The sequence below is a fragment of the Streptomyces sp. NPDC030799 genome (assembly GCF_055572255.1).
In genome coordinates this window covers 1-23447 of sequence record NZ_JBVIDS010000021.1, presented here as the reverse complement: position 1 = coordinate 23447, position 23447 = coordinate 1, and the positions used below count along the sequence as shown (strand labels likewise).

At 71.4% G+C, this 23447-nt stretch carries 21 protein-coding genes and 1 tRNA gene; 11 read left to right on the top strand and 11 right to left on the bottom strand.

What is annotated here, in order from left to right:
* Nucleotides 1–81: 81 nt before the first annotated feature.
* Nucleotides 82–166, bottom strand: a tRNA-Leu gene (locus tag ACZ41I_RS39080).
* A gap of 215 nt (nt 167–381) precedes the next feature.
* Between ACZ41I_RS39080 and ACZ41I_RS39075 the strand changes: the two genes are divergently transcribed.
* The 3 genes from ACZ41I_RS39075 to ACZ41I_RS39065 all read left to right on the top strand — a co-directional run bounded on the left by ACZ41I_RS39075 (nt 382) and on the right by ACZ41I_RS39065 (nt 3219).
* Nucleotides 382–1707, top strand: coding sequence for a M20/M25/M40 family metallo-hydrolase (locus ACZ41I_RS39075; protein WP_399775763.1), 1326 nt, complete (start codon nt 382–384; stop codon nt 1705–1707).
* A gap of 146 nt (nt 1708–1853) precedes the next feature.
* Entirely contained in the window at nt 1854–2087 is a 234-nt protein-coding gene (gene chpH / locus ACZ41I_RS39070) for a chaplin ChpH (protein ID WP_363220488.1), read from the top strand.
* A 151-nt stretch (nt 2088–2238) separates the two neighbouring features.
* Nucleotides 2239–3219 (top strand): chaplin, encoded by a 981-nt coding sequence (locus ACZ41I_RS39065; RefSeq protein ID WP_468516375.1) that lies wholly within the window; start codon nt 2239–2241, stop codon nt 3217–3219.
* Between the two features lie 84 nt (nt 3220–3303).
* Here the strand turns inward: ACZ41I_RS39065 and ACZ41I_RS39060 are convergent, their stop codons facing one another.
* The gene (locus tag ACZ41I_RS39060) at nt 3304–3492 is read right to left on the bottom strand and encodes a DUF5703 family protein (RefSeq protein ID WP_014671721.1); all 189 of its coding nucleotides are present in this window, start codon (nt 3490–3492) and stop codon (nt 3304–3306) included.
* A gap of 47 nt (nt 3493–3539) precedes the next feature.
* Between ACZ41I_RS39060 and ACZ41I_RS39055 the strand changes: the two genes are divergently transcribed.
* On the top strand, nt 3540–4241 hold the full coding sequence (locus ACZ41I_RS39055) for a hypothetical protein (protein ID WP_468516374.1): 702 nt from the start codon (nt 3540–3542) through the stop codon (nt 4239–4241).
* A 129-nt stretch (nt 4242–4370) separates the two neighbouring features.
* On the opposite strand, the gene ACZ41I_RS39050 is transcribed toward ACZ41I_RS39055, so the two are convergent.
* Nucleotides 4371–6704: a helix-hairpin-helix domain-containing protein gene (locus ACZ41I_RS39050; protein ID WP_468516373.1), complete on the bottom strand. Its 2334-nt coding sequence runs from the start codon at nt 6702–6704 to the stop codon at nt 4371–4373.
* Nucleotides 6701–7684 carry an aldo/keto reductase gene (locus ACZ41I_RS39045; protein WP_363219346.1) on the bottom strand — a complete coding sequence of 328 codons (984 nt, stop codon included), beginning with the start codon at nt 7682–7684 and terminating at the stop codon, nt 6701–6703. The genes ACZ41I_RS39050 and ACZ41I_RS39045 overlap by 4 nt, the downstream gene beginning before the upstream one ends.
* Nucleotides 7685–7846: 162 nt before the next feature.
* Here ACZ41I_RS39045 and ACZ41I_RS39040 point away from each other — a divergent pair, with 162 nt between their 5' ends.
* Complete coding sequence (locus ACZ41I_RS39040; protein ID WP_363219347.1) at nt 7847–8902, top strand: LLM class F420-dependent oxidoreductase; 1056 nt, start codon at nt 7847–7849, stop codon at nt 8900–8902.
* Nucleotides 8903–9082: 180 nt separating this feature from the next.
* Nucleotides 9083–9871: a ferritin-like domain-containing protein gene (locus ACZ41I_RS39035; protein ID WP_399775772.1), complete on the top strand. Its 789-nt coding sequence runs from the start codon at nt 9083–9085 to the stop codon at nt 9869–9871.
* A gap of 118 nt (nt 9872–9989) precedes the next feature.
* Here ACZ41I_RS39035 and corA read toward each other — a convergent pair whose 3' ends face one another.
* Nucleotides 9990–10985, bottom strand: coding sequence for a magnesium/cobalt transporter CorA (gene corA / locus ACZ41I_RS39030; protein ID WP_363219349.1), 996 nt, complete (start codon nt 10983–10985; stop codon nt 9990–9992).
* A 62-nt stretch (nt 10986–11047) separates the two neighbouring features.
* Between corA and ACZ41I_RS39025 the strand changes: the two genes are divergently transcribed.
* From ACZ41I_RS39025 to mshC, 4 genes are all read left to right on the top strand, one after another.
* On the top strand, nt 11048–11734 hold the full coding sequence (locus ACZ41I_RS39025) for a histidine phosphatase family protein (protein ID WP_399775774.1): 687 nt from the start codon (nt 11048–11050) through the stop codon (nt 11732–11734).
* Between the two features lie 126 nt (nt 11735–11860).
* Entirely contained in the window at nt 11861–12451 is a 591-nt protein-coding gene (locus tag ACZ41I_RS39020) for a DUF3090 domain-containing protein (RefSeq protein ID WP_351242613.1), read from the top strand.
* The gene (locus tag ACZ41I_RS39015; protein WP_363219351.1) at nt 12415–13254 is read left to right on the top strand and encodes an SCO1664 family protein; all 840 of its coding nucleotides are present in this window, start codon (nt 12415–12417) and stop codon (nt 13252–13254) included. Before ACZ41I_RS39020 ends, ACZ41I_RS39015 begins: the two co-directional genes overlap by 37 nt.
* Before the next feature lie 93 nt (nt 13255–13347).
* Entirely contained in the window at nt 13348–14577 is a 1230-nt protein-coding gene (gene mshC / locus ACZ41I_RS39010; RefSeq protein WP_363219352.1) for a cysteine--1-D-myo-inosityl 2-amino-2-deoxy-alpha-D-glucopyranoside ligase, read from the top strand.
* 230 nt (nt 14578–14807) lie between these two features.
* Here the strand turns inward: mshC and ACZ41I_RS39005 are convergent, their stop codons facing one another.
* The 6 genes from ACZ41I_RS39005 to ACZ41I_RS38980 form a co-directional block, all read right to left on the bottom strand.
* Nucleotides 14808–15728, bottom strand: coding sequence for a PAC2 family protein (locus ACZ41I_RS39005; protein WP_363219353.1), 921 nt, complete (start codon nt 15726–15728; stop codon nt 14808–14810).
* Nucleotides 15729–15892: 164 nt separating this feature from the next.
* Complete coding sequence (locus tag ACZ41I_RS39000) at nt 15893–16564, bottom strand: FadR/GntR family transcriptional regulator (protein WP_468327289.1); 672 nt, start codon at nt 16562–16564, stop codon at nt 15893–15895.
* Between the two features lie 347 nt (nt 16565–16911).
* Entirely contained in the window at nt 16912–18528 is a 1617-nt protein-coding gene (locus ACZ41I_RS38995; protein WP_363219355.1) for a glycerol-3-phosphate dehydrogenase/oxidase, read from the bottom strand.
* Nucleotides 18529–18575: 47 nt separating this feature from the next.
* A complete protein-coding gene (gene glpK / locus ACZ41I_RS38990; RefSeq protein ID WP_399775783.1) occupies nt 18576–20114 on the bottom strand; it encodes a glycerol kinase GlpK in 1539 nt (512 codons plus the stop codon).
* Nucleotides 20115–20178: 64 nt separating this feature from the next.
* Complete coding sequence (locus tag ACZ41I_RS38985) at nt 20179–20973, bottom strand: MIP/aquaporin family protein (RefSeq protein ID WP_363219357.1); 795 nt, start codon at nt 20971–20973, stop codon at nt 20179–20181.
* A gap of 347 nt (nt 20974–21320) precedes the next feature.
* A complete protein-coding gene (locus ACZ41I_RS38980; protein ID WP_363219358.1) occupies nt 21321–22085 on the bottom strand; it encodes an IclR family transcriptional regulator in 765 nt (254 codons plus the stop codon).
* Between the two features lie 328 nt (nt 22086–22413).
* Between ACZ41I_RS38980 and ACZ41I_RS38975 the strand changes: the two genes are divergently transcribed.
* Nucleotides 22414–23447, top strand: a 1034-nt coding sequence (locus ACZ41I_RS38975; RefSeq protein WP_468516372.1) for a homocysteine S-methyltransferase family protein, incomplete at its 3' end; no start/stop codon positions are given.

Sequence of the window (23447 nt, the reverse complement as noted above, 5' to 3'; positions counted from 1 at the left end):
GTTTTCCCCCCCCTCAACAAGGAAGAAGACCCATAAGTGTCCCCCCCCCGCAGTGTTCGCCCCCCCGCTGCGTATCTCCAGTGTCCGAGGGGGGACTTGAACCCCCACGCCCGATAAAGGGCACTAGCACCTCAAGCTAGCGCGTCTGCCATTCCGCCACCCGGACAAGGTGTCTGTCGTGCGGGGGAGCCCTTTCGGCGGGGTTTCCCTCGCGGCGACGAAGGAAACATTACCAGGCTTTCCGGGGTGGCTGATCACCCCCGGCTCCCTGGCCGGTCGCGCGTGAACGGTGTGTGACGGGCCGGGACCGGTCTTGGGCCGTGGGCGGGGGAGAGGCAGGATGAGGAGGACCACCAGCAGCGACGGCGTGGGAGGAAGCACGTGAGCGAGACGGACACGGCCAGGGGCGTCACCGGTGAGGACGAGGTCGTGGACCTCTGCCGCGAGCTGATCCGGTTCGACACCAGCAACTACGGCGACCACTCCGGCCCCGGCGAGCGGCAGGCGGCCGAGTGGGTCGCCGAGAAGCTCGCCGAGGTCGGGCTCGAGCCGGAGATCTTCGAGTCGCACCCGGGTCGCGCCTCGACGGTGGCCCGTATCGAGGGGGAGGACCCGTCCCGGCCCGCGTTGCTGATCCACGGCCACCTGGACGTCGTACCGGCCAACGCCGACGACTGGACCCACCACCCCTTCTCCGGTGAGGTGGCCGACGGGTGCGTGTGGGGGCGCGGGGCCGTCGACATGAAGGACATGGACGCCATGACCCTGGCGGTCGTCCGGGACCGGCTCAGGAGCGGGCGGCGGCCCCCGCGGGACATCGTGGTCGCCTTCCTCGCCGACGAGGAGGCCGGCGGTACGTACGGTGCCCGCCATCTGGTCGACCGTCACCCCGGCCTGTTCGAGGGCGTCACCGAGGCGATCAGCGAGGTCGGCGGCTTCTCCTTCACGGTGAACGAGCAGCGCCGGCTCTACCTGATCCAGACGGCCGAGAAGGGCATGCACTGGATGAAGCTGACCGTGGCCGGCACCGCCGGGCACGGTTCCATGATCCACCGGGACAACGCCATCACCGAGCTGTCCGAGGCCGTGGCCCGCGTCGGCCGGCACAAGTTCCCGGTACGGGTCACCAAGACCACCCGGGCCTTCCTCGACGAACTGGGCGACGCGCTCGGCACCGAGCTGGACCCGGAGGACATGGAGTCCACCCTCGCCCGGCTCGGCGGCATCGCCAAGCTGATCGGCGCGACGCTGAGCAACACCGCCAACCCCACCCAGCTGAACGCCGGCTACAAGGTCAACGTCATCCCGGGTGAGGCCACCGCGCACATCGACGGACGGTTTCTGCCGGGCCACGAGGAGGAGTTCCTCGCCGACCTCGACCGGCTCCTCGGACCGAACATCCGCCGTGAGGACGTGCACGCCGACAAGGCGGTCGAGACCGGCTTCGACGGGGCGCTGGTGGAGGCCATGCAGTCCGCGCTGCTGGCCGAGGACCCGACGGCCAAGGCGATCCCCTACATGCTCTCCGGCGGCACCGACGCCAAGTCCTTCGACGACCTCGGCATCCGCGGCTTCGGCTTCGCCCCGCTGAAGCTGCCGCCGGAGCTGGACTTCGCCGGGATGTTCCACGGCGTGGACGAGCGGGTGCCGGTGGACGGGCTGCGTTTCGGGGTGCGCGTGCTGGACCGGTTCATCGACGCGTCGTGAGGTCCTGGGCCGAGGTAATCGGCCGCCCGTACGAGATCGACTGGAACGGGTGAATGCGACGATCGGTTCGTAGCTTCATTAGTTCCTCCTCGTTACAGGTGATGTGACTCCGCACCTTGGAGTCGCATTGCCAACAAGGAGGAATAATGATCAAGAAGGTCGTCGCTGCTGCGGCTGCCACCGGTGGGCTGGTTCTCGCGGGCGCGGGCCTCGCTGTTGCCGACGCCGGAGCGCAGGGTGCCGCCGTGAACTCCCCGGGTGTCGTTTCCGGCAACGTCGTTCAGGTCCCCGTGCACGTCCCGGTGAACGTCTGCGGCAACACGGTCAACGTGATCGGGCTCCTGAACCCCGCCTTCGGCAACACCTGCGTCAACAAGTGACGACGACCTCCTGAGGGGGGCGTCATTTTCGAGCCGTCGGCCCCGGCGCGCGCCATGCGCTCCGGGGCCGACCGGCCTCTTGCGCGGAGTCATGATCCGCGAGGGTCGCAATCGCGAGGCACAGCAGGATCGAAGGCAGGGGAAAATCAGAATGCGACAGGGCACCCGCAAGGGCCTGATGACGATGGCTGCGGCCACCGGTGTGATCGCCGCCGCGAGCGGCTATGCCCACGCCGCCGCGGGCGCGGCCGGCGCCGCCACCGGCTCGCCCGGCGTACTGTCCGGCAACACGGTGCAGGTGCCGGTGCACGCGCCGGTGAACGTCTGCGGCAACACCGTGAACGTCGTCGGGCTGCTCAACCCGGCCGCGGGCAACACATGCGCCAACCACGGCGGCGCTTCGGGCGGACACGGCGGCTCGCACGCGAGCGGCCACACCGGCGGCTCGCCCGGCGTGGGTTCCGGCAACACCGTGCAGGCGCCGATCGACGCCCCGGTGAACGTCTGCGGCAACAGCGTGAACGTCGTCGGGCTGCACAACCCGGCCGCGGGCAACACGTGCGTCAACGAGGGCGGCTCTTCCGGGGGACACGGCGGCTCGCACGCGGGCGGCCACACCGGCGGGTCGCCGGGCGTGGGTTCCGGCAACACGGTGCAGGTGCCGATCGACGCGCCGGTGAACGTCTGCGGCAACAGCGTGAACGTCATCGGAGCCGGCAACGCCGCCGAGGGCAACGACTGTGCCAACGGAGGCGGCGGCGACCACACCCAGCCGCCGGGCGGCGGCCACGGCAACCCGCCCGGACAGCCGGGCCAGCCGGGACATCCCGGTCACCCGGGGCACCCCGGTCACCCCGGTCAGCCGGGCCACCCCGGTCAGCCGGGCCACCCCGGTCAGCCGGGTCACCCGGGAAGCCCGACGACCCCGCCCGGCCAGGGCGGTCACACGCCCCAGGGATCCCACGGGTCCAGCCAGGTCACGCAGCACGGGGGCCGCTCCGGGCAGCCGCTGACCGACGCCCAGCTCGCGCACACCGGCAGCGAGCTGCCGCTGGACCTCGTGCTGCCGGTCGGCGCGGGCGCGCTGCTCGCCGGTGCGGTGCTCTACCGCAAGGCGCGGGCGACGGCGTAACCGGAAGCCCCGACCGGGGAGCGCAGTGAACGGAGCGGGCCCCGCCGTGTCAGACGGGGCCCGCTCCGGTTCAGGTCGCCGGCATCACCACGTGGCACGCACCTGGCGGATGATCCGCCGGCGCAACCGCACCCTGCGGCTGCCGTCGCGCAGCAGGCTCAGTCGGTCCAACTCCCAGTGTCCGTACTCGGCATGGTCCGTCAGCAGACGTGTCGCCTCCTTGCGGGAGACCCCGCGAGGCACGTACACGTCGACAAATTCGTATTCCGGCATCGCATCTATTGTGCGGGCTGGGGCTCGGTACGGATAGCGTCTGCACTATGTCTGATGCTGCGCAGCCCACCGCTGCCGAGGTACGCGCCGCCGCCGAGGCGGTCAAGACCGCGCTCGACCGTCATCTGGCCGCGGTCGAACGCAGGTCGGGAGACGACGACCCGGCCGTCCTGGAGGCGTTCAACCAGCTGGCCGCGGCCGCCGAGGTGTACGACGAGCTGCTCTACGACCGCTACGACGAGGTCACGCCCTTCGAGATCCCCGGCGCGGAGGAGCTGCCGCCGTACGCAGGCCCCGAGGAACCTCACGCGATCAGCGTGCTGATCCGCCGCGACTACGCCGTGGCGGAACCCCAGCGGCTGCTGGCGCAGGCCCAGCGGGTCGAGGCGGCGGAGTACTCGGCCGCCGGCGGTCTGCCCGAGGACGCCGCCGGTACGGTTCCGGGGGCGCTCGGCATCCTGTTCGGCGAGTTCGAACCGGACGAGATCGCGTCCCGGCACAAGGAGTTCGGCCTGGAGGAGGGCGACTCCACGCTCTGGGTCACGGCCACGGACGAGACGCCCGAGGCCGGGGAGTGGCTGGAGACGCCGTTCGAGCACATCGATCCGCAGCAGGTCGTGTGCCGTTTCGATGTCAGCGCCGTCTTCGACGAGGACGACGAGGACGACGAGGAGACGGACGAGGACGACGAGCTCGAGTTCGTCGAGGACCGGGACGAGGGTCTGGAGCCGCTGGACACCGAGAAGTGAGCGGAGCCGGCGGTGCCGTGAGCGCCTGGGGCCGGTACGGCACCTCCCCCACCGCCTGAGGGGCGTGGGGGATCCCCGACTCCGCCGTCGGGGCCGGGCCGTCGCGGCGGAGACGCGGAGACAGGGCGCTCAGCCCGTCGGCACCTGCGTGCGCAGCAGTGTCTGCAGGCGGGTGGTGCGGGGCTTGGCCGGGGTTTGCGCCACTGCCTTCGGCAGGGCCTGTTCCACGCCGTGGACCACGGACAGATGCCGCTCCGCCCGGCCGAACGCCGTGTACACCCAGGGTCTGCTGAGGGCCTGCGCCGCGTCGCCGGGCAGCACCACGACCGCCGCGGGCCAGCGGATGCCCACCGCCTGGTGCGCGGTCAGTGCCCAGCCGTGCCGTACGGCGGCCTCCACCCGCTCGCGGGGTACGACCACCGGGGCTCCCGCGCACGACAGGTGCAGCCCGTCCGCGTCGGCCTTCACCACCACGCCCGGCACCGTACGGCCCGGAGCGGGGCTGTAGGCGATCCGGTCGCCGGGGTCGAAGCCGCCGAAGCGGCCGGGTCCGGGGTTGAGGCGTTCCTTCAAAGCGGAGTTGAGGGCCCGGGTGCCCGCGGCGCCGCCGTGCCCCGGAGTGATCACCACGGTCTGCTCGGCCGGGACACCGATCGCCCGCGGCACCGAGTCCGCGACCAGCTGAACCGTCCGGTGCACGGCCTCCCCCGCGTCCCGCACCGGGACGATGACGATCTCCTTGCCCGGAGCGGCCACCTGGTTCAGCTCACCGATGCCGATACCGGAGACCAGCTCGCCGATCGGTCCGGGATCGGGGACGCGGGAGACGATCTGCGGGCAGACACGGGCGGCGAGCAGATCCGCGAAGATCCGCCCCGGACCGGCCGACCACAGCACCGCCGGGTCGCCGCTGAGCAGCAGCCGGGCCCCGTCGGGCAGCGACTCCACCAGCATCGCGGCGCTCTCCACGTCCAGTTGCGGGGCGTCCAGCACGATCAGCAGGTCCAGTTCCAGCGCGCCGTCCGCGTCCCGGCCCGGACCCTCGGCGCCGGACAGCAGACCGGCGACCGTGCCCACGCTCCGCTCCGCCGGGTCCGCGCCGGGCAGGGCGGCGGCGAGGCGCCGGCGGCCGTCGGGCGAGTGGCAGACGGCGAACGCCCGCAGGTCCGCGGCGCGGGCGGCTCCGAGCAGCGCGGCCGGTTCGGCGCGAGCCGCCTCTCCGCCGGTGTGCAGCACCAGGCCGTGCCCGGCGACCGCGCGGACCAGCTCGGCAGCGCCGCCCGAGACCGACTCGGCGGCCGTGCGCCAGGCCTGTTCGGTCTCCTTGGCCAAGGAGTTGACCAGCCGGGCCAGACCGTCGGCGAGGCTCTCCTCGGCCAGCGCGTACCGCTCCAGGCCGACGAGGACCCGCACCGGCCGTTCCTGCTCCTCCTCGGTCTCCTGGGGCGTCGGGGCGCCGGTCTCCTCCAGGGCGTCCTGGAACGCCAGGGCGTCGCCCTCCGCGAGCGTGCCCTGCACCGCCGCGTCCGGGTCCGGCACGCTCTGCCGGCCCAACGCCGCGGTGAGCGTGGGCAGGTCCAGCGCGGTGTGCCCGGCCAGGGCCGCCTGCTCCAGCAGCCACACCGTGACCGCACGGCCCCGCCGCTCGTCGTCCGGGCCGCAGGCGGCGCCGAGCAGGGCGCGTGCGAAGCCGTCGGCCTGGTCGGGCCGTACCCCGCTGATCCGCAGCAATTGCCAGGGATCCTCGCGGAGCACCGCGTCGGCGCCCTCACCGAGTGCCGCGGCCACCTGGGCGGCGAGAGCCTCGGGCGCGCCGCCCTCGGCCAGCACCCGGCGGACGCCCTCCACCGTGTGCGGTGCCGGAGCGGCGGGCGCGGCGGCCGGGGCGGGCGCGGGCTGCGGCCGGAGTACGGGCTCGGGGGCCGGGCGGCGCGGCGCCGGCGCGGGCTCGGCGAACACCGTGGCCGCCGGCTTCTCGCCGCTCTCCACGGCCCGCACCGCCGCGAGCAGGTCGGCAGCCTTGCCGCTGAGCTTCGTGCCGCTCTGGATCGGGGTCCTCTTCTCGGCCTTGCGCCGTTCGATCCGCTCCCGTTCGATCCGCTGCGCGGCCAACTCGGCCTCGGCCTCGGACAACTGTCCCGCGCCCTCGCCATCACCGTCGGCGCCGCTGCCGTCGCGTGAGCTGTCGGTTCCCTCCGCATCGCTCTCGTCGGTGACTTCGCCGTCCTCGGCGGCGCCGTCGCCGTCCGTGTCCGCCGCACCGCTCAGGCCGTCCGTGCCGTCCGCATCGGTCACGTGGTCCGCGCTCCCGGTCCCGCCGACGCCCTTGTGCTCCCCGCTGACCCCGCCGTCGGCGCCGCCGGCACCGTTTTCCCCGGGCGCCGCGGTGTCCCGGTCCGGGGTTCCGGGTGTGTCCGGCGTCCCCGGCCCGGCTTCCTCCGTGGTCTCCGGCTCCGTGCTCACAGCGTGCTCCAGTCGTGATCGGGATAGCGGTGCACGGGCGCCGACACATCGTCCAGCGCCCTGCAGATCTCGTCAGGAAGACTAAGGGCCTCCACTGACAATGCCGCCGTGAGCTGCTGCGCGGTACGCGCGCCGACGATCGGCGCGGCCACGCCGGGCCGGTCCCGGACCCAGGCGAGTGCCACCTGGAGCGGGGTGACGGCGAGCCCGTCGGCGGCGGTCGTCACCGCGTCCACGATGCGGGTCGCCGTGTCGTCCAGATACGGCTCCACGAAGGGGGCCAGGTGCTCGGAGGCACCGCGCGAGTCCGGGGGAGTGGTGTGCCGGTACTTGCCGGTGAGCACGCCACGGCCGAGCGGGGAGGAGGGCAGCAGACCCACGCCGAGGTCCAGTGCGGCGGGCAGCACCTCGCGCTCCACGCCCCGCTGCAGCAGCGAGTACTCCATCTGCGTGCTGGCCAGCCGGGTCCTTGTGCCGGGCGCCGCTAGCTGCCAGGTGGCCGCCTTCGCCAGCTGCCAGCCGCAGAAGTTGGAGACGCCGGCATAGCGGGCGCGACCGCTGCCGACCGCTATGTCGAGGGCCTGGAGCGTCTCCTCCAGCGGGGTGTCGGGGTCGTAGGCGTGGATGTTCCAGAGGTCGACGTAGTCCGTGCCCAGGCGGGCCAGGGACGCGTCGAGTGCGGCGAGCAGATGGCCGCGGGAGCCGTCGAAGCGGCGGTCGGGGTCGGGGACGCTGCCCGCCTTGGTGGAGATCACCAGGTCCCGGCGTGGCACCAGGCCGTCCATCAGCTGCCCGAGCAGATACTCCGCCTCTCCGTCGCCGTACACGTCCGCGGTGTCGACAAGGGTTCCGCCGGCTTCCCAGAACGCCTTCAGCATGTCCGCGGCGTCGTGCTCGTCGGTGTCCCGGCCCCAGGTGAGGGTGCCGAGTCCGATGCGGGACACGCGCAGGCCGGTACGGCCGAGATGCCTCTGCTCCATGAGCGCGAGATTACTGGCCAGAGGCGGTGCGGTGGGTTGCCTGTGGACAACCGGTCCGCCCAGGTTCTCCGTGCCGGAGCGCCCCGAGGGGGCGCGGGGAACTCCACCCCGCGCTAAGGTCACCCCGACAACGACGTTACTCGCGGGTAAGGGGAATCGGTCATGGAGCTCGGGATCAACCTCGGCTACTGGGGTGCCGGAATGGACGCGGACAATCTGGCCGTGGCCCAGGAGGCCGACCGGCTGGGCTTCTCCGTCTGCTGGGCCGCCGAGGCCTACGGCTCCGACGCCGCGACGGTGCTCTCCTGGGTCGCCGCCCAGACCGACCGCATCGACGTCGGCTCGGCCATCTTCCAGATCCCGGCCCGCCAGCCCGCGATGACCGCGATGACGGCCGCGACGCTCGACTCGCTGTCCGGCGGGCGCTTCCGGCTCGGGCTCGGGGTGTCCGGACCACAGGTCTCCGAGGGCTGGTACGGCGTCAAGTTCGACAAGCCGCTGGCCCGCACCCGCGAGTACGTGGAGATCGTCCGGCGGGCCATGACACGCGAGCGGCTGACGTACGAGGGCGAGCACTGGACGCTGCCGCTGCCCGGCGGCCCGGGCAAGCCGATCAAGCTGACCGTGCACCCGCAGCGTGAGTACATCCCGCTGTACATCGCCGCGATCGGCCCGAAGAACCTGGAGCAGACCGGCGAGATCGCCGACGGCGCCCTGCTGATCTTCCCGGCCGCCGACCACCTGGAGGAGACCACCCTCCAGTACCTGCGCGCGGGGCGCGAGAAGGCCGGCAAGACCCTCGACGGGTTCGACGTGTGCCCGACCCTGCCGATCGCCGTCGGCGACGACAAGGACGTGGCCCGCCTCGCGGACACCTTCCGCCCCTACACCGCGCTGTACGTCGGCGGCATGGGCAGCGCCAAGCAGAACTTCTACAACCAGCTCGCCCAGCGCATGGGGTACGAGAAGGAAGCCGCCGAGATCCAGCAGAAGTACCTGTCCGGCGACAAGCAGGGCGCCGCGGCCGCGATCCCGCAGGACCTCATCGACAAGACGACGCTGCTGGGTTCCGTGGACCGTATCGCCGACCGGATGAAGGCCTACGCCGCCGCGGGTGTCACCACGCTCAGCCTCTCCCCGGCCGGCTTCACGCTGGAGGAACGGATCGCCTCCCTGCGGGCCGGCAGTGAGGCCCTGGAGCGCGCCGGTCTGGCCTAGGCCCTTTCCAGGGGGGCTTCAGCGGCCGTGGTGGGGGCTCGGGGGGTCTTCCCCGCCACGGCCGTCACCGGGAACAACGCGCCCGGCCCCGCGCGGTTACGACGCTCGTGTTCCTTCTTCCGGCCGAGTGGGGGGCCGACAGCTGTTGCGGCCCTCTTTCGTTCGCATTTGACTCATTTCATGCTTTCGGCCAAGAGTCTGTTCCAGGAGATCGTCGACAACGACGAGTCGTTCCGCCTCTTCTGTTCCATCGCCGCCGGCGGGGAGGCCCAGGGCGGCTGGGAGAACGGCCGGATCGCCGCGCTGGTACCGCAGAGCGAACGCGCGCTCGCCCCGAAGATCGCCCGGCACGGCGCCGACGAGGACAAGCACGGACGCATCTTCACCGCCCTGCTCAAGAAGCGCGGGCTCACCCCCGTCGCCGTACCGCCCGAGACCGACTACACGATGCTCCTGGAGCGGCACGGCATCGGCCTCGCCCACGACAGGCTCAGGCGGGACGAGCCGCTCACCGTGCGGGACATCATCGTCTACCTCGCCCACAGCCGGGTCACCGAGCAGCGCGCCGCCGACCAGATGGTGATGCTCCTCCGGGACTTCGCCGAGCACCCGGAGATCGGCAGGGCCGTACGCGTGATCTCCCACGACGAGGACAACCACCTCGCCTACACCCACGAGGAACTGCTGCGGTTCGCAGCCGCCGGGCACGCCCGGCTGATCCAGCGCGTCCTGCGCGCGTGCGCCCTCGCCGAGATCCGCGTCCACCGGGACGTCAGCCTCGCCGTGATGGCCCACATGGGCCGCATCCTGGGCTGGTCCGGGGCCAAGCGCGCGCTGCTCGCGGCAGGCATCCGGGCGGCGTACGCCTATGAGCGCCTCGGCGGCTGGCGGCGCATGGTCAGCCTCCGCATGCCCGAGCGCCGCGACGCCCTCGGCGGCCCCGCCACCACCGCCCCCGAGTTCGCCTGAGCCTCGGAGCCGAACCCAGGAGCCGAACCCAGGAGTCGAGCCCAGGAGTCGAGCCCATGGAGTCGAGCAGGAATCGAGCCCCGGAACAGAGCCCGGGAATCGAGCCCCGGAGCGAGCCTCACAGCCAGCCGCGCCGTTTGAACAGCCGGTACAGCAGCACCTCCAGCGCGGCCATCGCCAGGATCACCGCCGGATACGACCACAGCCAGTGCAGTTCCGGCATGTGGTCGAAGTTCATGCCGTAGATGCCCGCGATCATCGTGGGGACCGCGGCCATCGCCGCCCACGCGGAGATCTTCCGCATGTCGTCGTTCTGCCGCACGCTCATCTGCGCCAGATGCGCCGACAGGACGTCCGACACCAGCCGGTCCAGGGCCTCCACGGACTCGTTCACCCGCATGAGGTGGTCGCCCACGTCCCGGAAGAACGGGCGGGCCTTGTCGTGCACGAAGGGCACCCCGCCGCCGTACTGTCCCGTGCCCGCCAGCCGGGCCAGCGGCAGTGCCAGCGGGCCGGTGGCCCGGCGGAACTCCAGGACCTGCCGTTTGAAGCCGTAGATCCGGGACGCGGTGTGGCGCGAGCCGCCGCCCTCCGGCTGGAACACCTCCGCCTCCAGCTCCTCCAGATCGGTCCCCAGCTCCGTCGCCACCTCCAGATAGTGGTCGACGACGGCGTCGGAGACCGCGTACAGCACGGCGGTCGGGCCCTTGTCGAGCATCTCCGGCTCCTCCTCCAGCCGACGCCGCACGGCGGCCAGCGGCGAGCCCTCGCCGTGGCGGACGGTGACCACGAAGCAGTCGCCGATGAAGAGCATGATCTCGCCCGCTGAGACGGTGTCGCTCTCCGGCTCGTACACGACCGGCTTCAGGACCATGAACAGCGAGTCGTCGTACACCTCCAGCTTGGGCCGCTGATGCGCTTTCAGAGCGTCCTCGACCGCAAGCGGATGCAGCCCAAACTCCTGCGTGACCAGGTCGAACTCCCGCTCGGACGGCTCGTACAGGCCGATCCAGACGAACCCTCCCGCCGCCCGCGCCTCGCCGAGCGCGTCGGACAGGTCCTCCGGGCCCTCGCTACGGAGCCCGTGCCGGTAGATGGCGCAGTCCACGATCACGGAGCGCATTCTCCCTTCGCCCGGTCACCGGTGCCGGTGTCCATACGCCTACCCTGGGCCGCATGCCCACGCTGATCCTCGTCAGGCACGGACGTTCCACCGCCAACACTTCCGGGGTGCTCGCCGGGTGGACGCCAGGCGTCACCCTGGACGAGCGCGGCGCCGCTCAGGCCGCCGCGCTGCCCGAACGGCTCGCCGCGCTGCCGATCTCCGAGGTCGTCACCAGTCCCCTCCAGCGCTGCCAGGAGACCGTACGGCCCCTGATCCAGGCCCGTCCGGGCCTGCGCGCCCACACCGACGAGCGGATCGGGGAGTGCCACTACGGCGACTGGTCCGGCCGCAAGCTGGCCGAGCTGAAGGACGAGCCGCTGATGGAGGTCGTCCAGGCCCACCCGTCGGCCGCCGCCTTCCCCGGCGGTGAGTCCCTGCGCGCCATGCAGACCCGCGCAGCCGAGGCGGTACGCGAGTGGAACGCGCGCGTGGAGCGCGACCACGGCGCCGACGCCGTCTACCTCATGTGCTCCCACGGTGACATCATCAAATCCCTGGTCGCCGACGCCCTCGGACTCCATCTCGACCTCTTCCAGCGGATCTCCGTGGAACCGTGTTCCGTCACCGCGATCCGCTACACCCGCCTGCGGCCGTTTCTCGTTCGCCTCGGCGACACCGGCGATTTCGCTTCGCTCGCCCCGCGCGAGGAACCTGGTGAGGGCGACGCACCGGTCGGGGGTGGTGCGGGCGCACCGTGATCGTCGGCCGCAGTAGGGTGAAGTGATCCGCACAGTCGCCATCCGCAACGGCCCGCACCGCCGAAACGCTCGAACCCCTTCGCCGAACCCACTCTCAGCCGAACTCACTCTCAATGGAGACAGGACGTGTCCCGTCAGGTGTTCCTCTACGACCCGCCGGACCGCTTCGTGGCCGGCACGGTCGGACTGCCCGGGCGCCGTACGTTCTTCCTCCAGGCCACCGCAGGCTCCCGGGTGACCAGCGTGGCTCTGGAGAAGACCCAGGTGGCCGCGCTCGCCGAGCGCATGGACGAACTGCTCGACGAGGTCGTACGGCGCAGTGGCGGCAGCGCCGCCGTCCCCGCCGTGGCGCCCACGGAAATTGCCGACACCGCCCCGCTGGAAACCCCCATCGAGGAGGAGTTCCGCGTCGGTACGATGGCCCTGGCCTGGGACGGCGAGGAACAGCGCATGATCGTCGAGGCGCAGGCTCTCGTGGAGCTGGACGCCGACACCGAGGAAGACCTCGCCGAGGCCGAGGAGCGGCTGCTCCAGGACGAGGAGAACGGGCCCCCGATGCTGCGGGTCCGGCTGACCGGCGCGCAGGCCCGGGCCTTCGCCAAGCGCGCCCTCGACGTCGTCAACGCCGGGCGGCCGCCGTGCCCGCTGTGCAGCCTCCCGCTCGATCCGGAAGGACACGTATGTCCGCGCCAGAACGGATACCGCCGCGGAGCGTGACGGCTGCCGACGCGGAGGCCGACGCAGCCGCCGCCGAGCTGCTCGCCGGGGGCGAGCTGACCGTGCGCGGCCGGATCCGCGAGGCGTCCAACGCCGCGCTGTTCTGCAGCGTGGCCCTCGACGGCCGGGAAGCCAACTGCATCTACAAACCGGTGGCCGGGGAACGCCCGCTGTGGGACTTCCCCGACGGCACCCTGGCAGGCCGCGAGGTCGCCGCCTACGAGATCTCCGAGGCCACCGGCTGGGGTCTCGTCCCGCCGACCGTGCTGCGCGACGGGCCGTACGGCGAGGGCATGTGCCAGCTGTGGATCGACGTCCAGGCCGACGCGGAACTGCTCGCCCTCGTCGACGCGGAGGAACCGGAGCCGGGCTGGAAGGCGATCGGCCTCGCCGAGGTCGGCGAGGGCCGCACCGCCCTCCTCGTGCACGCCGACGACGAGCGGCTGCGCCGGCTCGCCGTCCTCGACGCGGTGATCAACAACGCCGACCGCAAGGGCGGCCATCTGCTGCCCACCCCCGACGGCCGGCTCTACGGCATCGACCACGGCGTCACCTTCAACCGCGAGAACAAGCTGCGCACCCTCCTGTGGGGCTGGGCGGGGGAGCCTTTGACCGCCGAGGCCGTCGACGTCCTCGAAGGGCTGCGGGAAACCCTCGGCGGCCCGCTGGGCGAGCGGCTGACCGGACTGATCACCCCCGCCGAGATCGACGCCACACGCGCGCGTGTCGACGCACTGCTCACCACGGGAGTGCACCCGGAACCCGGCGGGGAGTGGCCGGCCATCCCCTGGCCGCCCGTGTAAGCACATCTGCCGCGCATGTACAAGAGCGCACAACCGGCCATCCAGCGCGATCCCATTCGTATCCGCAGCTCCTGGCCGGTTAGGCTCATGTACATGCATGCCTGGCCCGCTTCCGAGGTCCCCGCCCTGCCTGGTCAGGGCCGCGACCTGAGGATCCACGACACCGCGACCGGCGGCCTCGTCACCCTCGACCCCGGTCCCGTCGCCCGTATCTACGTCTGCGGCATCACCCCGTACGACGCGACCCACATGGGTCACGCGGCGACCTACAACGCGTTCGACCTCGTTCAGCGCGTGTGGCTCGACACCAAGCGGCAGGTTCATTACGTCCAGAACGTCACCGACGTCGACGATCCGCTGCTGGAGCGCGCGGAGCGGGACGGCGTCGACTGGGTCGCCCTCGCCGAGCAGCAGACGGCACTCTTCCGTGAGGACATGACCGCCCTGCGGCTGCTCCCGCCCCAGCACTACATAGGCGCCGTCGAGGCGATACCCGGCATCGTCCCGCTCGTGGAGCGGCTGCGCGACCTCGGCGCCGCCTACGAGCTGGAGGGCGACATCTACTTCTCCGTCGAGTCCGACCCGAACTTCGGCAAGGTCTCGAACCTCGACGCGGCCGCGATGCGGCTGCTGTCCGCCGAGCGCGGCGGCGACCCGGACCGTCCGGGCAAGAAGAACCCACTCGACCCGATGCTGTGGATGGCGGCCCGTGAGGGCGAGCCCAGCTGGGACGGCGCCTCCCTCGGCCCCGGCCGCCCCGGCTGGCACATCGAGTGCGTGGCCATCGCCCTGGACCACTTCGGCATGGGCTTCGACGTCCAGGGCGGCGGCTCCGACCTCGCCTTCCCGCACCACGAGATGGGCGCCTCGCACGCCCAGGTGCTCACCGGCGAGTTCCCCATGGCCAAGGCGTACGTCCACGCCGGCATGGTCGCCCTGCACGGCGAGAAGATGTCCAAGTCCAAGGGCAATCTCGTCTTCGTCTCCCAGCTGCGCCGCGAGGGCGTCGACCCGGCCGCCATCCGCCTCGCCCTGCTCGCCCACCACTACCGCGCCGACTGGGAGTGGACCGACCAGGTCCTCCAGGACGCCGTCACCCGCCTCGGCCGCTGGCGCGCGGCCGTCTCCCGCCCCGACGGTCCCTCCGCCGACGCCCTGGTCGAGGAGATCCGCGAGGCCCTGTCCAACGACCTGGACGCCCCCGCCGCACTCGCGGCGGTGGACCGCTGGGCGGCCCGTCAGGAGCAGGAGGACGGCACGGACACCGGCGCGCCCGGCGTGGTGACGCGAGCGGTGGACGCGCTGCTCGGGGTGGCCCTGTAGACCTCGGGGTGGCCCTGTAGACACCGCGAGCGCCCCTCAAGGGGCGCGGGGCTGTGTGTGACATGCGGCTACCGCCGCGTGGGCGCGACAGGCCACGACGGGCCGTCATACGCCCGACGGTCTGTCGCGGCAGCCCATGGCGCGTCGGTGACACAGAGAAGGTGACACAGTGAAGGGGCGGTTCCCGAACACGGGAACCGCCCCTTCGCCGTACCTCAGCCGTCGGAGCCTCAGTCCTCCGAACCGTCCTCGTCATCCTCCCGGGACGCCCCGCCTCCGGCCGGAGGCCTCTGCTTACCGCCCGGAGGGCCCACGTCCCGGCGCCGCAGATACCGCTCGAACTCGCGGGCGATCGCCTCACCCGACGCCTCCGGCAGCTCCGCGGTGTCCCGGGCCTCCTCCAGCGTCTGGACGTACTCGGCGACCTCGCTGTCCTCCGCGGCCAGCTGGTCCACCCCGACCTGCCACGCCCGCGCGTCCTCGGGCAGCTCGCCCTGCGGGATCCGCAGGTCCAGCAGATCCTCCAGCCGGTTCAGCAGCGCCAGCGTGGCCTTCGGGTTGGGCGGCTGGGAGACGTAGTGCGGCACGGCCGCCCACAGCGACACCGCCGGGACGCCGGCGTGCGTGCACGCCTCCTGCAGGACGCCGACGATGCCCGTCGGACCCTCGTACTTGGTCTCCTCCAGGTCCATGCGCTGCGCCAGGTCCGGGTCCGACGTCACCCCGCTGACCGGCACCGGACGCGTGTGCGGGGTGTCACCGAGCAGGGCGCCCAGGATGACCACCAGCTCCACGCCCAGCTCGTGCGCGAAGCCGAGCAGCTCGTTGCAGAACGAGCGCCAGCGCATGGACGGTTCGATACCGCGGACCAGCACCAGGTCGCGCGGCTTCGCACCGCCGACGCGGACCACCGACAGCCGGGTCGTCGGCCAAGTGATCTTCCGCACTCCGCCGTCCATGAACACCGTGGGCCGGTTCACCTGGAAGTCGTAGTAGTCCTCGGCGTCCAGCGCCGCGAACACCTCGCCCTTCCACTCGCGTTCCAGATGCGCGACCGCCGTGGAGGCGGCGTCGCCGGCATCGTTCCAGCCCTCGAACGCGGCCACCATGACTGGGTCGATCAGCTCGGGAACCCCCTCCAGCTCGATCACCCAGTGCCTCCTTCCGACGTGCCCTCGCTTGACTCACCAACCTTACGGCGTCCGGCGGGGGCGCCCGCAGCCCCCTGCGTGGGGGAGTGAACGGATCACTGCCCCGTTCGCCGCCGTGGAACACCCCTGCGGCCAGGGAGCGGGGACCGCTGCGCGCAGGCGTTTCACAGTGTGCTGCGCAACCACTGCTCCACGCTCGCGATGTGCACCGTCGCCCAGGAGCGGGCGGCCTCCGCGTCCCGGTCGCGCAGCGCGGCGAGGATCGCCCGGTGCTCGCGCAGGGTGCGGCCGACGGCGTCCTCCTGGGTGAGGCCCCGCCAGATCCGCGCCCGCGTGGTCGGACCCGACAGTCCGTCCAGCAGTGAGCACAGCACCGAGTTGCCGGCGCCGCGCACGATGCCGCGATGGAACTCCAGGTCGGCGGCGACCAGTTCCTCCACCGAGGGGTCGTCGCCCAGCGCGTCCAGCTGGGCGGTGAGGGCGTCCAGTTGCTGCTCGCCGATCCGCACGGCCGCCATCGCCGTCGCGGCCGGCTCCAGGATCCGGCGCACCGCCAGGAACTCCAGCACGGTGTCGTCGCGGTGGAAGTCCACGACGAAACCCAGCGCCTCCAGCAGCAGTTGGGGATCGAGGCTGGTGACGTACGTGCCGTCGCCCTGGCGCACGTCCAGGATCCGGATCAGCGACAGCGCCCGTACGGCCTCCCGCAGCGAGTTCCGGGACAGGCCCAGCTCGGCGGCCAGCTCGCTCTCCTTGGGCAACCGGTCCCCGGGCCGCAGCGCACCGGAGACGATCATGCCTTTGATCTTCTCGATCGCCTCGTCGGTGACTGCCATCCCAGGCCTCCTGTCGCCCGCCCCATGCGTCAGACATCGGATGTCTCAGCACATTATGCGGGCGGCGCGTCGAACCATATGTGGCCCCGGTGAGGGCCGGTGACGAGCAGATGCCAGGAAGGGCTTCGTCAGGTGCTGCTTCCCGCCGCCCCGGCTCCGGCAGCGCGCTTGATCGTTGTTCATGCCCCCATGGAGGCACCCGGCACTGACAACGCCCCCCGGGCAGGAGAGAGGGGCGGCCCCATCGGCGTGGGGTCGCCCCTCTCGGTTGTCCGGACCCGGTGCGGCGGTCCGGCGCTGCGGTGTGGCCGGTCCCGGTCGGGACGGCGGACCGGCCACACCGACGGCTACTTCTTGTCCAGCAGGTCCTGCACCTTCGCGCGGACCTCGTCCGTGGCCAGGCCGCGGATGGTCAGCGTGGTACGGCGGCGCAGCACGTCGTCCGGCGTCTCGGCCCACTCGTGGTCACGGGCCCACACGACCTGCGCCCAGATCTCCGGGGCGTCGGGGTGGACGCGCTCGGCCAGCTCCGGGTTGTCGTTCGCCAGGCGGGCGATGTCGAAGGCCAGGGAGCCGTAGTGGGTGGCCAGGTGCTTGGCGGTGTCGGCGGCCATGCGCGGACCCGGCGCCGGGCCGTCCACCAGCAGGCGGTGTGCGACCGCGCGCGGGTTGGCGACGCCGGGCAGCGGCAGCTTCTTCGGCAGCGAGGAGATCGGCTCGAAGTCGTCACCGAGCGGGTGGCCCGGCAGCGACTCCAGCTTCTGCATGACCGTACGGCCGATGTGCCGGAACGTCGTCCACTTGCCGCCCGCAACGGACAGCATGCCGCCCTTGCCCTCGGTCACCACCGTCTCGCGCTTGGCCTTGGCGGTGTCACCGGGACCGCCCGGCAGCACCCGCAGACCGGCGAAGGCGTAGGTGATCAGGTCGCGCTTGAGCTGCTGGTCCCGGACGGAGAACGCGGCCTCGTCCAGGATCTGGGCTATGTCCTTCTCGTTGACGGACACGTCCGCCGGGTCGCCCTCGAACTCCTCGTCGGTGGTGCCGAGCAGCAGCATGTCCTCCCAGGGGAGGGCGAAGGTGATGCGGTACTTGTCAATGGGGGTCGCCAGCGCGGCCTTCCACGGGGACGTCCGCTTCAGGACCAGGTGCGCGCCCTTGGACAGGCGGATGGACGGCGCCGCGTTCGGGTCCTCCATCCTGCGCAGGTGGTCGACCCAGGGGCCGGTCGCGTTCAGCACCAGACGGGCGTTGACCCCGAACTCGTCACCGGACGTGCGGTCCTTGAGGTCGGCGCCGGTGACCCGGCCGTTGGTGAAGCGCAGGCCGGTGACCTCGGCGTGGTTGAGGACGACCGCGCCCGCCTCGACGGCCGCGCGGACCGTCATCAGCGCCATGCGGGCGTCGTTCATCTGGTCGTCGCCGTACACGGCCACGGCCTTGAGGTTCTCGGTGCGCAGCTCGGGCACGTCCTGCGCCGCCTTGGCGGGCGAGAGCAGGTGGCCGACGCCGTCACCGAACGCGGAGAGCGCGGAGTAGGCGAAGACGCCCGCGCCGAGCTTCGCCGCGCCGTGCGGGCCCCCCTTGTACACGGGGAGGTAGAAGGTGAGCGGGTTCGCCAGGTGGGGGGCCACCTGGCGGGAGACCGCACGGCGCTCGAAGTGGTTCTCCGCCACCAGCTTCACCGCGCCGGTCTGCAGGTAGCGCAGACCGCCGTGGAGCAGCTTGGAGGAGGCGGAGGAGGTGGCGCCGGCGAAGTCGCCGGCGTCGACCAGAGCCACCCTCAGGCCGGACTGCGCGGCGTGCCAGGCGGTGGAGATGCCCAGGATGCCGCCGCCGATCACCAGAAGGTCGTACGACGCCTTGGAGAGCTGCTCCCTGGTCTCGGCCCGGCTCGGGTTGGAGCCGGAGGCCGGGTGCGTCCCCAGGGCAGGCACGGTCTGCAGGGTGGACTGACTGGTCATGTCGGGTACTTACTCCTCGTCAGAGATGGCTGAGCTGGGGGAGCCGCTCAGCTCTCGTCCTCGATCCAGCCCATGGTCCGGTCGACGGCCTTGAGCCAGTTCTTGTACTCACGGTCGCGGGTGTCCGCGTCCATGCGGGGGGTCCATTCGGCGGCCCGGCGCCAGTTGGCGCGCAGTTCGTCGGTGCTGGACCAGAAGCCGACGGCGAGGCCGGCGGCGTAGGCGGCGCCGAGGCAGGTGGTCTCGGCGACCATCGGGCGCACCACGGGTGCGTCCAGGACGTCGGCGAGGGTCTGCATCAGCAGGTTGTTGGCGGTCATGCCGCCGTCGACCTTGAGGGTCACCAGCTCGTCGCCGGAGTCCTTGACCATGGCGTCGGCGATCTCCCGCGTCTGCCAGGCGGTGGCCTCAAGGACGGCGCGCGCAAGGTGCGCCTTGGTGACGTACCGGGTCAGACCGGCGATCACACCGCGGGCGTCGGAACGCCAGTGCGGGGCGAACAGACCGGAGAACGCCGGTACGAAGTAGGCGCCGCCGTTGTCCTCGACCGAGAGCGCGAGCGTCTCGATCTCGGCGGCGGTGGAGATCAGGCCCATCTGGTCGCGCATCCACTGCACCAGGGAGCCCGTGACGGCGATCGAGCCCTCCAGGGCGTAGACCGTCGGCTGGTCGCCGATCTTGTAACCGACCGTGGTCAGCAGACCGGCGTAGGAGTTGATGATCTTGTCACCGGTGTTCATCACCATGAAGGTGCCGGTGCCGTAGGTGGACTTGGTCTCGCCCTCGGAGAAACAGGTCTGGCCGAACAGGGCCGCCTGCTGGTCGCCGAGCGCGGAGGCGACCGGGATGCCGCCGAGCAGGTCGCCCAGCTTGCCGCCGGTGACCTCGCCGTAGACCTCGGCCGAGGAGCGGATCTCCGGCAGGATCTGCAGCGGCACGCCGATCGACTCGGCGATCTTGTCGTCCCACTGCATGGTGTGCAGGTTCATCAGCAGGGTGCGGGAGGCGTTGGTCACGTCGGTGACGTGCTTGCCGCCGTTGACACCACCGGTCAGGTTCCAGATGACCCAGGTGTCCATGGTGCCGAAGAGGATGTCGCCCGCCTCGGCGCGCTCCCGCAGGCCGTCGACGTTGTCGAGCAGCCAGCGGGCCTTGGGGCCGGAGAAGTACGAGGCCAGCGGCAGGCCGGTCTCGCGGCGGAAGCGGTCCTGGCCGACGTTGCGGCCCAGCTCCCGGCAGAGGGCGTCGGTGCGGGTGTCCTGCCAGACAAGGGCGTTGTAGACGGGCTCACCGGTGTTCTTGTCCCACAGCACGGTGGTCTCGCGCTGGTTGGTGATGCCGATGGCCTTGATGTCGTCACGGGTGATGCCGGCCTTCTGGACGGCTCCGGCGACGACTTCCTGGACGTTGGTCCAGATCTCGTTGGCGTTGTGCTCGACCCAGCCCGGCTTCGGGAAGATCTGCTCGTGCTCCTTCTGGTCGACGGAGACGATACGGCCGTCCCGGTCGAAGACGATGCAGCGCGAGGAGGTCGTGCCCTGGTCGATCGCGGCGATGAACGGGCCTGCGGTGTGGGCGTCGGTCACTGTGTGCTCCTGAAAGATCCGTGGTGAGGGGCTTGTACGTACGGCGCGTGCTTCGAGGTGATTCTTAAGCGAAGGCGACGTTGTATATGCCTGCAGCGATCGCGCCGCCGATCAGCGGACCGACCACCGGGATCCAGGCGTAAGCCCAGTCGGAACCGCCCTTGTTGGGCAGCGGCAGCAGGGCGTGCACGATGCGGGGGCCCAGGTCACGGGCCGGGTTGATCGCGTAGCCCGTCGGGCCGCCCAGGGACAGACCGATCGACACCACCACGAACGCGGTGATCAGACCGCCGAGGATGCCGAGGCCGTTGCCCTTGTCGTTCAGGCCCTGCGTGAGGACCGCCAGGATCAGCACGACGGTGCCGATGATCTCCGTGGCGAGGTTCTGCGCCACGTTCCGGATCTCCGGACCGGTGGAGAAGACGCCGAGGACCGGTCCTGCGCCCTTCTCCTGGGCCTCGACCGCCTTGGCCGCGGTGGCCTGCGCGCCCGGGCCGCCGACGATCTCCTTGTCGGTCAGGTGGGCGTGGAACTGTCCGTAGTAGGCGACCCACACCAGCGTCGCGCCGATCATCGCGCCGAGCAGCTGGCCGGCGAGATAGGTCGGAACGTTGGTCCAGTCGCCGTCCTTGATGGCCAGGGCGACGGTGACGGCCGGGTTCAGGTGCGCACCGGAGAGCGGTCCGGAAATGTACACAGCCGTCAGGACGGCGAAGCCCCACCCGAAGGTGATGGCGAGCCAACCGGCGTTACGGGCCTTGGAGGCCTTGAGCGTGACGGCCGCGCAGACGCCGCCGCCGAGCAGGATGAGTATGGCGGTACCGATGGTCTCGCCGATGAAGATGTCGGAGCTGGACACCCGCGACTCCTTTGTCCTTCGTCCAGGGTTCGCCGAACCCCGGGTCCCACCGGGGGTTCTGGCGCCCTCGGGGGTGAGAGCGATGCCGGCCCTTGGCGTTGTCACACTCTAGCGCGTATTGCCGGTAGGTGTTCGACAATGCCGACCGATGGACGGGAGTCTTGCTTCGGCGTTACGCATGCGTCAAGGGTTCTGTTCTCGAAAACAGGATCGTTATTGATCGATTCCGGTTGTCACTCTTCACACGCTGACGTATAGCTTTAGCCCTATATGTCCATTTCAGGGTATGGCGACAACCGGAACGCCGCCCGGCGTCCCGGTGCACCCGCAGGGGGAGCGCTCAGCGCTCAGAACCGTCCCGCGCCCAGGTCCCTGGACACCGCCCGGGCGCAGTCGCGCACCGCGGCGATCAGCTCCGGGCGCAGCTCGCCGTCCCGGCACAGCCGTTCCACGGCGCCGGTGATGCCGACCGCGCCCACGGGCATGCGGCGCCGGTCGTGGACGGGCGCGGCGACCGACGCCACGCCCTCCCAGGTCTCCTCCACGTCGGCCGCGTAGCCACGCGCGCGGATCATGTCGAGAAGGTGCTCGAAGTCGTCCATGTCGCACACCGTGCGGTCGGTGAAGGGCTTGCGGTCGGCCTCCAGCGCCTCGCTGTGCGCGACCGGATCGTAGGCCGAGAGCACCTTGCCGAGCGCGGTGGAGTGCAGCGGCTGCATCGCGCCGATCTCCAGCACCTGCCGGCTGTCGTCCGGCCGGAAGACGTGGTGCACGATGAGCACGCCCTGCTGGTGCAGCACCCCCAGGTACACGCTCTCCCCGCTGGACCGGGCGAGGTCGTCCGTCCACACCAGGGCCCGCGCCCGCAGCTCGTGCACGTCCAGATAGGTGGTGCCCAGGCGCAGCAGCTCCGCGCCCAGCTGGTAGCGCCCGGAGGTGTCGTCCTGCTCCACGAACCCCTCCTGCTGGAGGGTGCGCAGAATGCCGTGTGCGGTGCCCTTGGCGAGGCCCACTGACGAGGCGATGTCCGACAGGCCGAGCCGTCGCTCGCCGCCCGCGAGCAGCCGCAGCATCGCGGCCGCCCGTTCGAGCGACTGGATGTTCCGTGCCATCGCCGTCCTGCCTCCGTCCCCTTCGACTGTCGTCGAACGTCGCCGTACCGTCCGCCGGTGACGACACCTGTCGTACACCGTCATCCGTTCCGTTACCCGCCGTTCGGCAATGTCGAACACTACCGGTCCATGCCGACGTCCCGCTAATGGTGGGACAGCACCTGTTACATCACACGTGACCCGGCCGTGGCACACCGGCCATCCGCGTCCGGCCCGTGGACGCCGCTGCCCATCCAAGCCCACTCCCGGTTACTCTGACGCCGTGCGGCATCCCCGCCCGCCGGGGAAGCCGCATAGCCGACAGCCGTCGCACCTAGGGAGCCCTTTCATGGCCTCGTTGCCACCGTCCCCTTCCGCCGACAGCCGGACCCGTGCGTCCGCGCTCCGACAGGCGCTCGCCACCCGTGTGGTGGTCGCCGACGGAGCCATGGGCACCATGCTCCAGGCCCAGGAACCCACGCTTGAGGACTTCCAGCAGCTGGAGGGCTGCAACGAGATCCTCAACCTCACCCGCCCCGACATCGTCCGCTCCGTCCACGAGGCGTACTTCGCGGTGGGCGTGGACTGCGTCGAGACCAACACCTTCGGGGCCAACCACTCCGCCCTCGGCGAGTACGAGATCGCCGACCGGATCTTCGAGCTGTCCGAGGCCGGCGCCCGGGTCGCCCGCGAGGCCGCCGACGACTTCACCGCGCGGGACGGCCGGCCCCGCTGGGTCCTCGGCTCGATCGGCCCCGGCACCAAGCTGCCGACCCTCGGCCACGCCCCGTACACCACCCTGCGCGACGCCTACCAGCGCAACGCCGAGGGCCTGGTCACCGGCGGTGCCGACGCGCTGCTCGTGGAGACCACCCAGGACCTGCTGCAGACCAAGGCCGCCGTCCTCGGCGCCCGCCGTGGCCTCGACGCCCTCGGCCTCGACCTGCCGGTCATCGTGTCGGTCACCGTCGAGACCACCGGCACCATGCTCCTCGGCTCCGAGATCGGCGCGGCCCTCACCGCGCTGGAGCCGCTCGGCATCGACATGATCGGCCTGAACTGCGCCACCGGCCCGGCCGAGATGAGCGAGCACCTGCGCTACCTCGCCCGCAACGCCCGCATCCCGCTGTCCTGCATGCCCAACGCGGGCCTGCCCGTCCTCGGCAAGGACGGCGCCCACTACCCGCTGACGCCGTCCGAGCTGGCCGACGCGCAGGAGACCTTCGTCCGCGAGTACGGCCTGTCCCTGGTGGGTGGCTGCTGCGGCACGACGCCCGAGCATCTGCGGCAGGTCGTGGAGCGCGTGAAGGACCTCACCCCGCCCGCCCGCGACCCGCGTCCCGAGCCGGGGGCGGCCTCCCTCTACCAGTCGGTGCCGTTCCG

Excerpts from the sequence above, each read along its gene's own strand:
- chpH (WP_363220488.1), top strand. The coding sequence starts at position 1,854 with ATGATCAAGAAGGTCGTCGCTGCTGCGGCTGCCACCGGTGGGCTGGTT.
- ACZ41I_RS39065 (WP_468516375.1), top strand. The coding sequence starts at position 2,239 with ATGCGACAGGGCACCCGCAAGGGCCTGATGACGATGGCTGCGGCCACC.
- ACZ41I_RS39060 (WP_014671721.1), bottom strand. The coding sequence starts at position 3,492 with ATGCCGGAATACGAATTTGTCGACGTGTACGTGCCTCGCGGGGTCTCC.
- ACZ41I_RS39055 (WP_468516374.1), top strand. The coding sequence starts at position 3,540 with ATGTCTGATGCTGCGCAGCCCACCGCTGCCGAGGTACGCGCCGCCGCC.
- ACZ41I_RS39045 (WP_363219346.1), bottom strand. The coding sequence starts at position 7,684 with ATGGAGCAGAGGCATCTCGGCCGTACCGGCCTGCGCGTGTCCCGCATC.
- ACZ41I_RS39040 (WP_363219347.1), top strand. The coding sequence starts at position 7,847 with ATGGAGCTCGGGATCAACCTCGGCTACTGGGGTGCCGGAATGGACGCG.
- ACZ41I_RS39035 (WP_399775772.1), top strand. The coding sequence starts at position 9,083 with ATGCTTTCGGCCAAGAGTCTGTTCCAGGAGATCGTCGACAACGACGAG.
- ACZ41I_RS39025 (WP_399775774.1), top strand. The coding sequence starts at position 11,048 with ATGCCCACGCTGATCCTCGTCAGGCACGGACGTTCCACCGCCAACACT.
- ACZ41I_RS39015 (WP_363219351.1), top strand. The coding sequence starts at position 12,415 with ATGTCCGCGCCAGAACGGATACCGCCGCGGAGCGTGACGGCTGCCGAC.
- mshC (WP_363219352.1), top strand. The coding sequence starts at position 13,348 with ATGCATGCCTGGCCCGCTTCCGAGGTCCCCGCCCTGCCTGGTCAGGGC.
- ACZ41I_RS39000 (WP_468327289.1), bottom strand. The coding sequence starts at position 16,564 with ATGGCAGTCACCGACGAGGCGATCGAGAAGATCAAAGGCATGATCGTC.
- ACZ41I_RS38995 (WP_363219355.1), bottom strand. The coding sequence starts at position 18,528 with ATGACCAGTCAGTCCACCCTGCAGACCGTGCCTGCCCTGGGGACGCAC.
- ACZ41I_RS38980 (WP_363219358.1), bottom strand. The coding sequence starts at position 22,085 with ATGGCACGGAACATCCAGTCGCTCGAACGGGCGGCCGCGATGCTGCGG.